Source organism: Halomicrobium sp. HM KBTZ05 (genome assembly GCF_041530035.1).
Lineage (GTDB): Archaea > Halobacteriota > Halobacteria > Halobacteriales > Haloarculaceae > Halomicrobium.
The window spans coordinates 1,157,090-1,171,811 of record NZ_CP168057.1 but is presented as its reverse complement, the minus strand read 5'-3'; the positions used below and the strand labels follow the sequence as shown (position 1 = coordinate 1,171,811).

Here is a 14,722-nt window from a genome sequence, read left to right as displayed (position 1 = left end):
CGAGGACAATCTCTATCTGACGGGTGGCCGATGGTCGCCACATGACCCTGTCTCGCTCCGCCCTCTACGCGGGTCTGGACGCCCTCCCGTTTGCCGCCCTCGGGACGCTCGCGGTGTTCGTCTTCGGTACCGCTGGCGGTCTGTCGTCTGAAGCAGTCGGTGGGGCCGCCGCGCTCGCCGGTGCTGCGCTCCTCCTCGGTCTGGGGACGATCAGCGCCAACCGACACCAGGCAGAGGGGAAGCCGTTCTACTTCACGCGGGCCGTCGTCGTCGAGGGACTGCTCTCCGTCCCTTAGTCGAGCAGCTGGTCGGCGATGGTGTTGCGCAGCACCTCGCTGGTCCCCTCGTAGATCTCGTTGAGCTTGGCGTCGCGGTAGAACCGCTCGACAGGGAAGTCCTTCGTGTAGCCGTAGCCGCCGTGGATCTGGATGCCCTCGTTGGCGACCTCACGTGAGACCTCCGAGGCGTAGAGTTTCGCCTGGGCGGCCTCCTTGACGAAGTTCTCGCCGCGGATCTTCTTGTCCGCGGCCTTGTGCATCAGCATCCGGGCGGCCTCGGTCTTCGTGTCCATGTCCGCGAGCTTGTGCTGGATCGCCTGGAAGTCGCCGATGGGTTGGTCGAACTGCTCGCGCTCGCCGGCGTAGTCCAGCGCCTCGTCCAGTGCCGCCTGGGCGATCCCGACGCCGCGGGCGGCGATCGTGATCCGGCCGCCGTTGAGCGTCTTCAGCGCGTGGACGAACCCACGGCCCGCTTCGCCGAGGCGGCGGTCTGCGGGCAGGTGCATGTCGTCGAATCGCAGTTCCGCCGTCGGACAGCCCTTGTCGCCCAGTTTGTGCTCGGTCCCCTCGACGTGGAAGCCATCGTCTTCTTCGGGCCGGACGACGAACGACGAGATTCCCTTGTTGCCCGCCTCGGGGTCGGTCTTGGCGAAGAGGACGACCGTGTCGGCGACGGAACCGTTCGAGATCCACAGTTTGCCGCCGTTCACGACGTACTCGTCGGGTTCTTCGCCCTCGTGTGGATCGCCGCCGACCGGTTCCGCCGTCGTCTCCATGGCCGGCACGTCGCTGCCGGCACCGGCCTCCGACAGCGCGAACGCACCGATCTCCTCGCCTGCCGCAAGCGGCGTGAGGTACGCCTCTTTCTGGGCCTCGTCGCCGAACTCGTAGAGCATGTTGCAGGCCAGCGAGATGTGGGCCGCGACGATGGTCCCGAGGCCGCCGCTGCCCCGCGAGATCTCTTCGAGCGCCATCGCGTAGGCGTGATAGTCGAGGGCAGCGCCGCCGTACTCCTCGGGGATCGGCATCCCCATCAGACCGAGCTCGGCCATCTGGTCCACGAGGTCCTGTGGGAACTCGTCGGTCTCGTCGATCTCGGCGGCCCGCGGGACGACCTCCTCGTCGACGAACTCGGCGACCATCTCCTGGATCTGCTTTTGCTCCTGGGTGGGGGCGAACTCCATACACCGACGTTGCGATCCTCGGTGCTTCATACTACCGGCTGTACAGCTGTGAACGATTTCGCCACCCCGGGTAGCGAAGATCGTCACGAAGTGACAGCCGGCAGTATCAGTGTTGCCCAGCGACCCCTCCGGGGAGCACCTGACTCACCGAAGGGAGAGCCGAGTCACTCGTACTCGTAGAAGCCCTGTCCCGTCTTCTTCCCGAGGTCGCCCGCCTCCACCTTCCGCCGGAGGAGGTAGGCCGGCTGGTAGCGGTCGCCGAGTTGTTCGTGCAGCGTCTCGGTGGCGTCCAGCACCACGTCCAGCCCGATGTGGTCGGCCAGCTCCAGTGGACCCATGGGGACGTTCGTCCCGAGTTTCATCCCGCGGTCGATGTCGGCCTTGGTGGCGACGCCTTCGTCGTACGCCCGGATGCCCTCGTTGAGCCACGGCATCAGGATCCGGTTGGTGACGAAGCCGGGTTTGTCGTCGGACTCCCAGGTCTCCTTGTCCAGCGAAGCGGCGAAGTCGTGAGCGGCTTCGACCGTCGCGTCGGCCGTGCGCTCGCCGACGACGAGCTCGACCCCCGTCATCAGTGGCACGGGGTTCATGAAGTGGAGGCCGACGACGTGTTCGGGGCGGCTCGTCGCGCTCGCGATGGTCGTGATCGAGATCGTGCTGGTGTTGGTCGCGAGCACGACTCCGGGGCGACACACCTCGTCGAGGTCCGAGAAGACCGACTGCTTTACGTCCACGTCTTCGACGACCGCCTCGACGACGAGATCGGCGTCCGCGAGGTCGTCGAGGTCGGTCGTGCCGGTGATGCGCTCGCGGACGGCGGTGCTCTCGGACTCGGTGAGCGTGTCGTTCGCGACGAGGCGCGAGAGGCTGTCGTCGATCGCTTCGAACCCCTCGGTGACCAGATCCTCGGCGACGTCGCGCATCACGACGTCGTAGCCGTGGGTCGCAGCCACCTGTGCGATGCCGCTTCCCATCGTGCCAGCACCGACGACGGCGACCGTCTCGATCTCTCCGATATCGGACATGCGCGACGGTTCGACCGCTACCGTGGTAAATATGGTGCCGCGTGACACGCCACACGTCCCCCCACGAGTCGGCAAGTAGGGCCGCGTCTTGAGGATATTAACTCAGATCGTAGTAAATGTCAAGAACAATGTATATATGCCCTGCTCGTGAACCAGCAGGTGATGCGTCCCATCGACGCGACTCCGCTTACGCGCGACGGCAACGTACTGATCCTGGCATACGATCACGGGCTCGAACACGGCCCGGTCGACTTCGCTGGCCGCCCCGAGAGTGCCGATCCCGAGTCGGTGTTTCGGGCCGCAACGCACGACGCCGTCACGTCGCTGGCAGTGCAGAAGGGAGTCGGCGAGGCGTACTACCCGTCCTACGAGGACGACGTGACGCTGCTCGCGAAGCTCAACGGCACCTCGAACATGTGGATGGGCGAACCCGACTCGTCGGTCAACTGCTCGGTCGAGTACGCCGCGACCCAGCTGGAGGCCGACGCCGTCGGCTTCACGATCTATCCCGGCTCGAACAACGAGGTCGAGATGGTCGAGGAGTTCCGCGAGATTCAGGAGGAGGCTCGCGAGTACGACATGCCCGTCGTCCTGTGGTCCTACCCCCGTGGACAGGGCCTCAAAAACGACACCAAAGAAGACGTCATCGCGTACGCCGCCCGACTCGGCCTGGAACTGGGCGCGGACGTGACGAAGGTCAAGTACCCCGGTAGCAAAGAGGGGATGGCCCACGCCGTCGAGATGGCCGGCAAGAGCAAGGTCGTCATGAGCGGCGGTTCGAAGCGCTCCGACGAGGCGTTCCTCCAGAGCGTCCGCGCGGTCATGGACGCTGGCGGCGCGGGGCTCGCCGTCGGACGCAACGTCTGGCAACGAGAAGAACCCGAACAGATCCTCGACGCGCTCGAACGCGTCATCCACGACGGGCAATCCGTCGACGCAGCACTTCAATGAGTAAATCAACCGACTTCACCCCCGGCATGACCGACACGACAACCGGGCGCATCGTCAGCGAGTTCGCCGACGCGGCGACCGAGATCCGCGAGGCGATCGCGACGGAGCGCCAGTTCGCCGACGAGGAGAACCCGAGCGGCGAGAGCCAGCTCGCGGCCGACCTGGTCGCCGACGACCTGCTCGAAGAGCGCTTGCTGGCACTCGACGGCGTCGGGAGCTACGCCAGCGAGGAACGCGAGTCAGTCACCGTCGACGAGGGCCACCGCCACGTCGCCGTCGACCCGCTCGACGGTTCCTCGAACCTCGAACCCAACAGCGGCATGGGGACGATCTTCGGCGTCTACGACACGCAGCCGCCGACGATCGGTCGGAACCTCGTGGCCGCCGGCTTCGTCATCTACGGCCCGACGACCTCGATGGTCGTGGCGCGCAACGACCGCGTCCGCGAGTACATCATCCACGACGGCGACGCTCGCGTCGTCGACGACGACGTGTCGGTCCCGAAGGACCCGACGGTCTACGGCTTCGGGGGCGGTCGGGAGAACTGGAACGACGCGTTCGCCGACTACGCAACGGAGCTTCAGGAACGGCTCAAGCTCCGCTACGGCGGCGCGATGATCGCCGACGTGAGCCAGGTCCTCACCTACGGCGGGCTCTTCTCCTATCCCGCGCTGGAGTACCGGCCGACGGGGAAACTGCGCCTCCAGTTCGAAGGACAGCCGATGGGCTACATCGTGGAGGCCGCTGGCGGCAAGTCCTCTGACGGACACCAGTCGCTCCTCGACCGGGAGATCGACGACATCCACGACCGGACGCCGCTACACCTCGGCAACACGTCGCTGATCGAGCGCCTCGAAGAGCGATACGAGCGCCACGAGTAGTCTGCGTGAGTCGACGCTAGTTTTTCCGGTCTCGGAGGATTCCAGAGGCGTCACCCGTCACGCCGACGGGGTCACGTCGCCGGCAGTCTTGTAACAGTGGGGTGTGATGCGACGGACATGAAGGTGCGCATCGCCGCCGGTGCAACCCGCGAGGAGGCGTCAGCAATCGCCGCTGCCATCGCCGAACACGTCGGCGAGGCCGTCCGCGTCTTCGTCGGTGACGACGAAGAACCACGCGTGGTTCATCGGATCGACGAATCGGGCGACGACAGCGAGGACGACGAGACGGGCGACGACGACCTCGGCCCGACCGACCGCGAGCGTCGCCTGCGCGAGGAGATCGCCGACATCGAAGCCGGCGGTCCCGAGCGGTACCGCGAGCGCCTCTCCGACCAGGGGAAGCTGTTCGTTCGGGACCGGCTGGAGCTGTGGTTCGGCGAGCTGACCTTCGAAGACGGCAAGTTCGCGAACTTCGACAGCTGGTCGCCGGATTCGCCCACCGTCGACGAGGCAGATCCCGACCGGCGACTGCCGGCCGACGGGCTGTTGACCGGAGCGGCGGAGTTCGAGGACCGCTCGGTTCACTTCATGGCCAACGACTTCACCGTCAAGGCCGGGTCGATGGCCGAGCGCGGCGTCGAGAAGTTCCTCCGGATGCAACAGCGTGCGCTGACGACCGGACGGCCGGTGCTGTACCTGATGGACTCGTCTGGTGGCCGGATCGACCAACAGCGGGGCTTTTTCGCCAACCGCGAGGGGATCGGGAAGTACTACTACAACCACTCGATGCTCTCCGGTCGCGTCCCACAGATCTGCGTGCTGTACGGCCCCTGTATCGCGGGTGCGGCCTACACGCCCGTGTTCGCCGACTTCACGGTCATGGTCGAAGGGATGAGTGCAATGGCCATCGCCAGCCCGCGGATGGTCGAGATGGTCACCGGCGAGGAGATCGACCTCGACGAACTCGGCGGCCCGGAGGTCCACGCACGCCACTCCGGGAGCGCCGATCTCGTCGCCGAAGACGAAGAACACGCTCGGGAGCTCGTCGCACAGCTGATCGGCTACCTCCCGGACAACGCCGACGAAGACCCGCCACGGACCGACGGCCGCGAGCCCGCCAAGTCTCCAGCGGGGATCGACGGCGTCATTCCGCAGGCACCCAACCGGGGCTACGACGTGCGCCGCCTCGTCGAGCGGGTGATCGACGCCGACTCGTTGCTGGAGTTGCGCCCCCACTACGGCGAGGAGATGCTCACGGCGTTCGCCCGGATCGACGGCCGCCCGGTCGGGATCGTCGCCAACGACCCGAGCCAGCGGGCCGGCGCGATCTTCCCCGACGCCGCCCGGAAGGCCGCCGAGTTCGTCTGGACCTGTGACGCGTACAACGTCCCGCTGCTGTACCTCTGTGACACGCCGGGGTTCATGGCCGGCTCGCAGGTCGAGAAAGAGGGGATCCTCGAAGCGGGCAAGAAGCTCATCTACGCGACCTCCTCGGCGACGGTGCCCAAACAGTGTGTCATCACCCGGAAGGCCTACGGAGCGGGCATCTACGCGATGTCCGGCCCGGCCTACGACCCGGAGGCGACCCTCGCCTTGCCGTCGGGCGAGATCGCGATCATGGGGCCGGAGGCCGCGATCAACGCAGTCTACGCCAACGAGCTGGCCGACATCGAGGACGAGGAGGAGCGCGCCAGACGGGAGGCCGAGCTCCGCGAGCAGTTCCGCGAGGACATCGACGTCCACCGGATGGCCAGCGAGGTCGTCATCGACGAGATCGTCCCGCCGAGCGACCTGCGGACGGAGCTGGCCGCTCGCTTCGCGTTCTACGAGGACGTAGAGAAGGACCTTCCCTCGAAGAAACACGGGACCGTACTGTGACAGTGCGTCGACGGCGAGTCGCGCGCTCGCGGCCGGCCTCGTGACGCGTGACCGGTCTGAAACACTTAACTATTTGAACCGGTAGCGCCACTGTCGACGTAGCTGCGAGGCGATTCGCAGAGAGAACCCTGGGTGGGTGGACGAATGGATCAGTACATCGTACCGTCGACACGTGCGTGGCTGGAGCATCGCTATCTGGAACTGTCGACCGTCGAGCTCGAACTGTGGCTCGTCGCGCTGTCGACCCTGACCCTCGACGTGGTCCTGACCTATGTCGGACTGCAGTCGGGGTTCAGCGAGGGGAACCCCATCATGGGGTACGCGTTCGAGCACGTCGGGTTCGCCGTCCTCGGTCTCGTGAAGGTGCTCGTACTCGGAACCGCGGGACTGGCACGCGAGTTGCGTCCGGAGTACGGGCCGGTCATCCCGCTGGGACTCGCGCTCCCGTGGCTCGCGGCCTCCGTGGTCAACTACACGCTGGTCTTCTAGGGTCGCTCGTCGGGTCGCTTCTCGGCGAGGACCGTCCGTTCGAACGAGCAAACGAGCGTGTCGTCTTGCTTGAACACGTCGACAGTCATCGTCACGACGCCGCGGTCGCCGTCGCTGGTCTCGCGCTTGTCAGTCACGGTCGTCTCGGCCCGAATCGTGTCGCCGTGAAACACCGGCGCGGGGTGTTCGACCTCGTCGTAACCGAGGTTGGCGACGATGGTCCCGTCGGTCGTCTCCGGAATCGTCAGTCCGACCGCCAGCGAGAGCGTGTAGAGCCCGTTGACGACCCGTTCACCGAAGTCGGTGTCGGCGGCGAACTCGGCGTCGAGGTGGAGGGGCTGCTGGTTCATCGTCATGTCGCAAAAGCGCTGATTGTCCCCCTCAGAGACGGTTCGGCGACGGGGGTGTGTGATCGTCTCGCCGACCGTGAACGCCTCGTAGTAGTTGCCGGCCATAGCGACCCGTCGTCGGCGTCGGTGAAAGTACTCGGGGGTGACGAGAAAGTGTCAGACAGTAATTCACACGATAAGGGGTAATTATTTGGGACCCTCGAAATAAGTAGGGACCATTACATGAGTGGCTCGGCAGCACGCGTCGATCAGTCCACGCTGACCGGCCTCCTGTCCGCGAAGAGTCCCGACGACGTGTACGACCGAGTGGTCGACGCCTGTCTCGATCGGCTCGGTGCGGATCGGTGTGTAATCTCGTTGGCCACCGGTGACGGCCTGGAGCCCGTCGCAGTCAGCGACGACGGGGCCACCGTCGAGGATCTCCGAGACCAGCCCGGCTGGGACTACCAGTCACTCGCCGTCCGGGACGGTGACTCCTATCTCGTCGGCGACCTCGCCGACGGCGGGTCGACCACGGGAAGGCCGACCGGGGGCGACGGGGAGAGCCCCAGCGACGCCACGCGATCGGTGCTCAGCGTCCCGATCGACGGCGTCGGCGTCGTCTTCGCGACCGCCACCGATCCGATGGCCTTCAGCGAGTCGGATCGGGAGTGGCTCGAAGCGGTCGCCCTGTACGTCGGGTCGTCGCTGACGCGGTTTCGCTCACCGGAGCCGATCTACACGGCCCCCGCGAGCAGTGGATCGTCGACTCGCTGTGAGCCGACCGAAGAGGACGCCGAAGCACCCGTCGCCCTGGAGGACCTCGACGAGCGGCTCTCGTTCGTGCTGGACGCGACCGACTCGGTGCTCTGGACGGTGAACGTCTCCGCTCGGACGCTCCGGCTGTTCGGACCGGTCGAACGGATCGTCGGTCTCGATCGAGACACCGAATATCCGCTCTCGGAGTTCGTCGACGGGTTCGTCCACCCCGACGACAGAGAGCGCCTCGTCGAGCAGCTACAGGAGGTCGCGACCGAGCAACGAGACAGCGTCGAACTGGAGTACCGTCTGGAGCCAGCCGACAGCGACGAGAGCAGGTGGTTCAGAAATCGCTCCGGGCTGCTGGAAGACGAGAAGACGACGCTCATCGGTCTGTCGACAGACGTGAACGGGCACGTCTCGCGAGAGCAACGGATCAAGCGGCTCCAACAGCGGACGACGCGGCTGATCGGCGCACAGTCCCAGACCCAGATCGCAAACGTCGCAGTGAACGCGGCCGAAGACGCGCTCACGCTGCCACTCGCCGGCATTCACCTCCGGGACGGCGACGTGCTCGAACCGACGGCGGTCAACGAGCGCGTGTGGGAGGTGATCGGCGAAGTGCCGAGCTATCGGGCACACGACGACGATCCCATCGATACGTTCGTCTGGGAGACGTACGGCCGCGGCCGACCGGCCGTCGTCGAGGACACGGCCGAGCACGATCAGTTGAGCGAGGCGACGAACGTCCGGAGCGTGATCATCTATCCGCTGGACGACTACGGCGTCTTCGTCGCGTCCGGACGCGAGCCCGACGCCTTCGATTCGGTCGACGTGGCGCTGGGCGAGGTCCTCTCGATGGGGATCGTCGCGGCACTGGAACGGACCGAGCAGGAAGACCGCCTCAGGGAACAGGCCCAAGCGCTCGAACGGAAGAACGAGCGCCTCGAAGAGTTCACCAGCATCGTGAGTCACGACCTCCGCAACCCGCTCAACGTCGCGCTCGGGCGCGTCGAGTACGTCCGGAACGACTACGACGACGATCACCTCGCGACGGCCCAGCAGGCCCTGGAACGGATGGCCTCGATCATCGAGGAGACGCTGGCGCTCGCCCGGCAGGGTCACTCGGTGAGCGACCGCGAGCCGGTCTCGGTCCCGGAGATCGCTCACCGGTGCTGGCAGACGGTACAGACGGCGTCGGCGACGCTGGAGACGGCGTTCGAGGGAGCGTTCACCGTGCTGGCCGACAGAGAACGGCTTGCTCACGTCCTGGAGAATCTGATCACGAACGCCGTCGAACACGGGGGCGAGAACGTCACCGTTCGGATCGGGCCACTCACAGAGGAACCCGGCTTCTACGTCGAAGACGACGGTCCGGGGATTCCCGAGACCGAACGGTCCGACGTGTTCGAGACGGGGTACACGACCGCACAGGACGGGACCGGATTCGGGCTCTCGCTGGTGCGAGACATCGTCACGGCCCACGGGTGGACGATCACCGCGACGACCGGGTCGAACGGCGGCGCACGGTTCGAAATCACCGGCGTCGAACGGTCGTGAAAGTGTCGTAAGGGCTATGCCACCGAGTGTGCAAGGGCACACCGATGGCCGAGCAACGTCGACGCGAACTGGCGGCGTCCGCCCGACTCGCCGTCGAGACGGAACGATGGTTCTTCCTCGATTGCCTGCTCGCCGTGGTCGGCTTCGTCGGGTGGGTCGCCGGCACGGCCGCGACGGCTGCGCTGGGTGCCAGAGAAGCGGGCCTCACGCTCGCGCTCGGGACGGCCTCGACCCAGACGCTGGCACTCCTCGCAGGGAGCGTCGTCGCCTGGATCGTGTTGCCCGCACTCGCGGCGACGCTGCGGCTCCGCAGTCGGGTCACGAACGTCTCCGGAAACGTCGAGAGTCACTATCGCTTCGACGCGCCGGGGACTCTGCTGTGGCCCTCGGGGGTCCTCCTGACCCTTTCGCTGGCCGCCGCGATCGCCTCGCCGATCGCCTGGCCGGCGTACGCGGTCGCCTTCGTCGCTGGCGCACACCTGCTCGCACGCACCGCGGCGTTTAGCTACCGAGTGTTCTCGTTTTCCCATCCCGGGCTGGTCCACGTCGCGTCGTTCCTGACGTTCTCGGTGTACGCCACAGCCGGCGTCGTCCAGCTCGGTGCCGTCGTCGGTGCCGGCGCGATGGTCCGGGACGCGATGGCCGTCCTCGGCGTGCCCACGGCACTCGTCGGCGTCGCCGATCTCGGTCCCGTCAGCGTTCCGGCGCTCCTGACGGCCGGAGCAGTGACGCCGGCCGTGCTCGTCGGCACGTATCTCGTCTGTCAGTCGCTGGCGGCGGCGTACGTCAGGTGGTCCGAGCCGACCGTCGACCGCGGCTCGCTGCGTGCCGGCCAGCGCAACCCATTCAGTCAGGTGGCCGCCAGCACCGCGGGAGGACGGGCGACTGCGACCAGCCAGACGCGATCCGGCACGACCGACAGCGGCGAGGACCGGAGCGTCCCCGTCCACATCCAGACGACGCGAGTCTACGATCCCGGCGACGAGGTCTCGGACCCCGCCGGTATCGACACCGCACACCAGGGCCCCGTCGGTCAGCGGTGTCGCACCTGCAACGCGACGTTCTCGCCGGGGACGGAGGTCAGATTCTGCCCGAACTGCGGGCAGCGCCTCGACGACGGATAGCACGCTGTCCGGTCGAGCCGGTGTCCCGAGAGCGACAGAGAGCCACTGGACACTCCGTGTGAGACTGTTTCGCAACCAAGAAAAATATTTTTGGATGTCGAAAGACAGTTCGGAGGATTGCGAAAGCATTATGAGCGTGACGACCATCTTTTCGGTTGACCTAAGTACATACTATGGCAGTACTCGAAATCAACAATCTCCACGCGAAAGTGGCAGAAGACGGCGGTGAACGGATCCTTCGCGGTGTCGACCTCGAAGTCGAGTCGGGCGAAATCCACGCGCTGATGGGCCCCAACGGATCGGGCAAGTCGACGACGGCGAAGATCATCGCGGGCCACCCCGCATACGAGGTGACCGACGGCGAAGTGCTCATCCACCTCGAAGACGGCGACGTGGCAGAGGACATCGAAATCGACGACGACCAGCGCACTTGGAACCTGCTGGAGCTAGAGCCCAACGAGCGCGCGGCGCTCGGTATCTTCCTGGGCTTCCAGTACCCAGCCGAGATCGAAGGCGTCACGATGGTGAACTTCCTCCGGACGGCGCTCAACGCCAAGCTCGAAGAGCAAGCAGAGCTGTTCGAAGAGGAAGACGAGGAGAGCGAGGCCGACGAGGAAGCGACCAACGAAGACGCCGCGGGCTACGACAGCTCTCCCATGGAAGGCCCCGCCGACGAGGGCGAGGTCAGCGTCGCCGAGTTCCAGCAGCTCCTCAAGGAGAAGATGGAACAGCTCGACATGGACGAGAAGTTCGCCAACCGCTATCTCAACGCCGGCTTCTCCGGCGGCGAGAAGAAGCAAAACGAGGTCCTCCAGGCCGCGATCCTCGAACCCTCGGTCGCCGTGCTGGACGAGATCGACTCCGGGCTGGACATCGACCGCCTGCAGGACGTCTCTAACGGCATCAACGCGCTGCGCGACGAGCAGGGCACCGGTGTCCTCCAGATCACCCACTACCAGCGCATCCTCGACTACGTCGAGCCCGATCACGTCCACGTGATGATCGACGGCGAGATCGCGAAGTCCGGCGGCGCGGAGCTGGCCGAGAAGCTCGAAGACAAGGGGTACGACTGGGTCCGCGAGGAAGTCTACGAGGCCGCGTGATACGGACAGTTGTAGACGTGTTCCCGATCGACTGCACGATGTCGTGGGGTCGCTCCGGGACAGAACTACAACGTTCCGTATACGGCACAACCCACATAACCAAGAAACCCTAAGCACGACTACAAAACATGAGTTCAGATCAAGACCACCTCAAAGAAACAGATACGGAGAAGCGCTTCGAGTTCAAGAAGGAGGAGAAGTCCGCCTTCGAAGCCGAGAAGGGCCTGACCGAGGAGACGATCCGCGTCATCTCGGAAGACAAAGACGAGCCCGAGTGGATGCTGGAGCGTCGGCTCCGGGCACTCGAACAGTGGCACGAGCTCCCGATGCCGGACGACTGGCCGGGCGCGCCGGACATCTCGGAAGTCGACGTCGACGAGATCGTTCCCTACATCCGCCCGGACATCGAGACCCGCGGCGGCGTCGACGACTGGAACGACCTCCCCGAAGAGATCCAGGACACCTTCGACAAGCTCGGCATCCCGGAAGCCGAGAAGAACGCGCTCTCGGGCGTCGGCGCGCAGTACGAGTCCGAGATCGTCTACCAGAACATGCAGGAGCGCTGGGAGGAGAAGGGCGTCGTCTTCTGTGACATGGACAAGGCCGTCCAGGAGCACGAAGAGCTCGTCCGCGAGCACTTCATGACCAAGGCCGTCCCCCCGAGCGACAACAAATTCGCCGCGCTCCACGGCGCGATCTGGTCGGGCGGTTCCTTCGTCTACGTTCCGGAAGACACGTCGGTCGACATGCCGATTCAGGCGTACTTCCGGATGAACAGCGACGGGATGGGCCAGTTCGAGCACACGCTCATCATCGCCGAAGAGAGTTCTGAGGTCCACTACATCGAGGGCTGTTCGGCCCCGAAGTACTCGGAGTTCAACCTCCACAGCGGCGGCGTGGAGGTCTTCGTCGGCGAGAACGCTCACGTCCAGTACTCGACGGTCCAGAACTGGTCGAAAAACACCTACAACCTGAACACCAAACGCGCCATCTGCGAGGCCGACGGGACGATGGAGTGGGTGTCCGGTTCGATGGGGTCGAAGGCGACGATGCTGTACCCCTCGACGGTGCTGAAAGGCCCCGGTGCGACGGACAACCACATCACGATCGCCATGGCTGGCGAGGGCCAGAACATCGACACCGGCGCGAAGGTCTACCACAACGCGCCCGACACGAAGTCGACCATCGAGTCGAAGTCCATCAGCAAGGACGGCGGCAGGACGAACTACCGCGGTCTCGTCCACATCGCCGACGGCGCGGAGGACGCGTCGACGAGCGTCGAGTGTGACGCGCTGATGTTCGACAACGAGTCCACGTCGGACACGATGCCGTACATGGAGATCCAGGAGTCGAACGTCGACGTGGCCCACGAGGCGACCGTCGGCAAGATCGGTGACGAGGACGTGTTCTACCTCCAGAGCCGCGGTCTGGACGACGACGACGCGAAGCAGATGATCGTCGCCGGCTTCATCGAACCGCTCACGGAGGAACTGCCCATCGAATACGCAGTCGAGATGAATCGCCTCATCGAACTCGAAATGGAGGGGAGCCTCGGGTAACCCCCGGATTCACAATGAGTACGCAGGTACACGCCAACCTCACGGCAGAACAGGTAACGCAGATCTCCGAGGAGCTCGACGAGCCCGAGTGGCTGCTCGAAACGCGTCTCGACGCGTACGAGGCCCTCGACTCGCTGGACATGCCGGACGTGATCCGGACGCCGGGTCGAGACTGGACGAACCTCGACGCGCTCGACTACGAGACGCTCGTCGATCCTCTGGAGTGGGAACAGGAGAAAGACCGCGTCGACGCCGAGGGTGTCGACGTGCTCTCGTGGGCCGACGCGCTCGATCAGCACGGAGAGTTGATCGAAGCGCAGTTCGGCTCGATCGTCGACCCTCAGCGGGACTACCTCACGGCCCTCTCGACGGCGCTGTTTAGCGCCGGGACGGTCGTCTACGTCCCCGAGGGCGTCGACGCCGAAGACGTGAAGATCCGGACGACGATGAACAGCCGATCGCTGTTCAACTACACGCTGGTCGTCGCCGAGGAGTCCTCGTCCGTGACGATCCTCGAACGCCAGACCACCGGCACCAACGTCGACGGCGAGCAGTACTACTCCGGCATCGTCGAAGTCGCCGCCGAGGAAAACAGCAGCGTCCAGTACGGCACGCTCCAGAACCTCGACGACGACAGTTACAACTTCCAGGTCAAGCGCGGCCACGCCGGCACCTACGCCACGGTCGACTGGATCGAGGGCAACATCGGCTCTCGACTGACCAAGTCAAACGTCGAGACGCGCCTGCTCGGCGACGCCTCGGAGTCCCAGATCGTCGGGGCCTTCTTCGGCCACGAGGACCAGCACTTCGACATCGCGTCCCGAGTCTGGCACGAAGCCGAACACACCACGGCCGACCTCGTCACCCGCGGCGTCCTCGACGACGCCGCCCGCTCGGTGTACGAGGGCGTCCAGGACGTGGGTCGCGAGGCGTGGGACACCAACTCCTACCAGCGGGAGAACACCCTGATGCTCTCAGACGAGAGCGAGGCCGACGCGTCGCCGAAGCTGATCATCAACAACCACGACACCGAAGCCAGCCACTCGGCGACCGTCGGGCAGGTCGACGAGGAGGACATGTTCTACATGACCTCTCGCAGCGTCGATCCCGAGAGCGCGAGGAACATGCTCGTAGAGGGCTTCTTCGTGCCCGTCTTCGATGAGATCGCGGTCGACGAACTTCGCGACGATCTCGACGACCTCGTCGTCGAGCGCCTCCGCGAGTAGTTCGTTCGCCCACGAGCGGCCCGGACGAACGGCGCGTTGCCGACGACCGCGGCTCTGACGCTTTTTCGCGATTCCTGCCACTGTCGGCAGTGTGGCTGTAACCGATGTCGTCACCCCAGATAGCGAATCGCTGCACGAAGTCGACAGCACCACGCGATCGTCGTCTCCGTATTGCGACTAGCAGTTGCGACAGACGGAATCTGTGGGCCAGTGACCCGCTATTACGAAACAGCGTGCCCCTAGTTTGAACACCGAGACGACGTTTCGCCAACGTAGATCCGAGTTTTCGTAACGATTTTGTGTGTGAAACGTGTGTGGTTGTGTGGCATCATTACACAGGGATGTGCCGAGAAACGCACTCGGTGCTCCGGGGGGT

The 14,722-nt window shown here is 65.3% G+C and carries 13 protein-coding genes; 10 read left to right on the top strand and 3 right to left on the bottom strand.

From position 1 onward, the window contains the following. Positions 1 to 41: 41 nt before the first annotated feature. Complete coding sequence (locus tag ACAH01_RS06040; RefSeq protein WP_208626516.1) at positions 42 to 296, top strand: hypothetical protein; 255 nt, start codon at positions 42 to 44, stop codon at positions 294 to 296. Here the strand turns inward: ACAH01_RS06040 and ACAH01_RS06035 are convergent. Both ACAH01_RS06035 and ACAH01_RS06030 read right to left on the bottom strand, forming a co-directional pair. Then, positions 293 to 1,462, bottom strand: a complete 1,170-nt coding sequence (locus tag ACAH01_RS06035) for an acyl-CoA dehydrogenase (protein ID WP_372480563.1) — start codon at positions 1,460 to 1,462, stop codon at positions 293 to 295. The two genes, ACAH01_RS06040 and ACAH01_RS06035, sit on opposite strands and share 4 nt — an antisense overlap. Before the next feature lie 164 nt (positions 1,463 to 1,626). Beyond that, positions 1,627 to 2,487, bottom strand: coding sequence for a 3-hydroxyacyl-CoA dehydrogenase family protein (locus tag ACAH01_RS06030; protein ID WP_170094941.1), 861 nt, complete (start codon positions 2,485 to 2,487; stop codon positions 1,627 to 1,629). Positions 2,488 to 2,649: 162 nt separating this feature from the next. On the opposite strand from ACAH01_RS06030, the gene ACAH01_RS06025 reads away from it, so the two are divergent. The 4 genes from ACAH01_RS06025 (at position 2,650) to ACAH01_RS06010 (ending at position 6,686) form a co-directional block, all read left to right on the top strand. Next, positions 2,650 to 3,438, top strand: a complete 789-nt coding sequence (locus ACAH01_RS06025) for a class I fructose-bisphosphate aldolase (protein ID WP_170094942.1) — start codon at positions 2,650 to 2,652, stop codon at positions 3,436 to 3,438. Continuing rightward, entirely contained in the window at positions 3,435 to 4,319 is an 885-nt protein-coding gene (locus ACAH01_RS06020; RefSeq protein ID WP_372480562.1) for a class 1 fructose-bisphosphatase, read from the top strand. The genes ACAH01_RS06025 and ACAH01_RS06020 overlap by 4 nt, the downstream gene beginning before the upstream one ends. Positions 4,320 to 4,436: 117 nt before the next feature. Further along, on the top strand, positions 4,437 to 6,197 hold the full coding sequence (locus tag ACAH01_RS06015) for an acyl-CoA carboxylase subunit beta (RefSeq protein WP_372480561.1): 1,761 nt from the start codon (positions 4,437 to 4,439) through the stop codon (positions 6,195 to 6,197). 144 nt (positions 6,198 to 6,341) lie between these two features. Further along, a complete protein-coding gene (locus tag ACAH01_RS06010; protein ID WP_170094945.1) occupies positions 6,342 to 6,686 on the top strand; it encodes a DUF5658 family protein in 345 nt (114 codons plus the stop codon). Here the strand turns inward: ACAH01_RS06010 and ACAH01_RS06005 are convergent. Further along, positions 6,683 to 7,141: a MaoC family dehydratase gene (locus ACAH01_RS06005; protein ID WP_372480560.1), complete on the bottom strand. Its 459-nt coding sequence runs from the start codon at positions 7,139 to 7,141 to the stop codon at positions 6,683 to 6,685. The two genes, ACAH01_RS06010 and ACAH01_RS06005, sit on opposite strands and share 4 nt — an antisense overlap. Positions 7,142 to 7,258: 117 nt before the next feature. On the opposite strand from ACAH01_RS06005, the gene ACAH01_RS06000 reads away from it, so the two are divergent. The 5 genes from ACAH01_RS06000 (at position 7,259) to sufD (ending at position 14,346) form a co-directional block, all read left to right on the top strand. Further along, entirely contained in the window at positions 7,259 to 9,334 is a 2,076-nt protein-coding gene (locus ACAH01_RS06000) for a GAF domain-containing sensor histidine kinase (RefSeq protein WP_372480559.1), read from the top strand. Between the two features lie 44 nt (positions 9,335 to 9,378). Then, positions 9,379 to 10,458, top strand: a complete 1,080-nt coding sequence (locus ACAH01_RS05995) for a hypothetical protein (RefSeq protein ID WP_372480558.1) — start codon at positions 9,379 to 9,381, stop codon at positions 10,456 to 10,458. Positions 10,459 to 10,631: 173 nt separating this feature from the next. Continuing rightward, positions 10,632 to 11,561 carry an ABC transporter ATP-binding protein gene (locus ACAH01_RS05990; protein WP_170094949.1) on the top strand — a complete coding sequence of 310 codons (930 nt, stop codon included), beginning with the start codon at positions 10,632 to 10,634 and terminating at the stop codon, positions 11,559 to 11,561. 128 nt (positions 11,562 to 11,689) lie between these two features. After that, entirely contained in the window at positions 11,690 to 13,120 is a 1,431-nt protein-coding gene (gene sufB, locus ACAH01_RS05985; protein WP_372480557.1) for a Fe-S cluster assembly protein SufB, read from the top strand. A gap of 14 nt (positions 13,121 to 13,134) precedes the next feature. Beyond that, positions 13,135 to 14,346 carry a Fe-S cluster assembly protein SufD gene (gene sufD / locus ACAH01_RS05980; protein ID WP_208626531.1) on the top strand — a complete coding sequence of 404 codons (1,212 nt, stop codon included), beginning with the start codon at positions 13,135 to 13,137 and terminating at the stop codon, positions 14,344 to 14,346. Positions 14,347 to 14,722 lie beyond the last annotated feature (376 nt).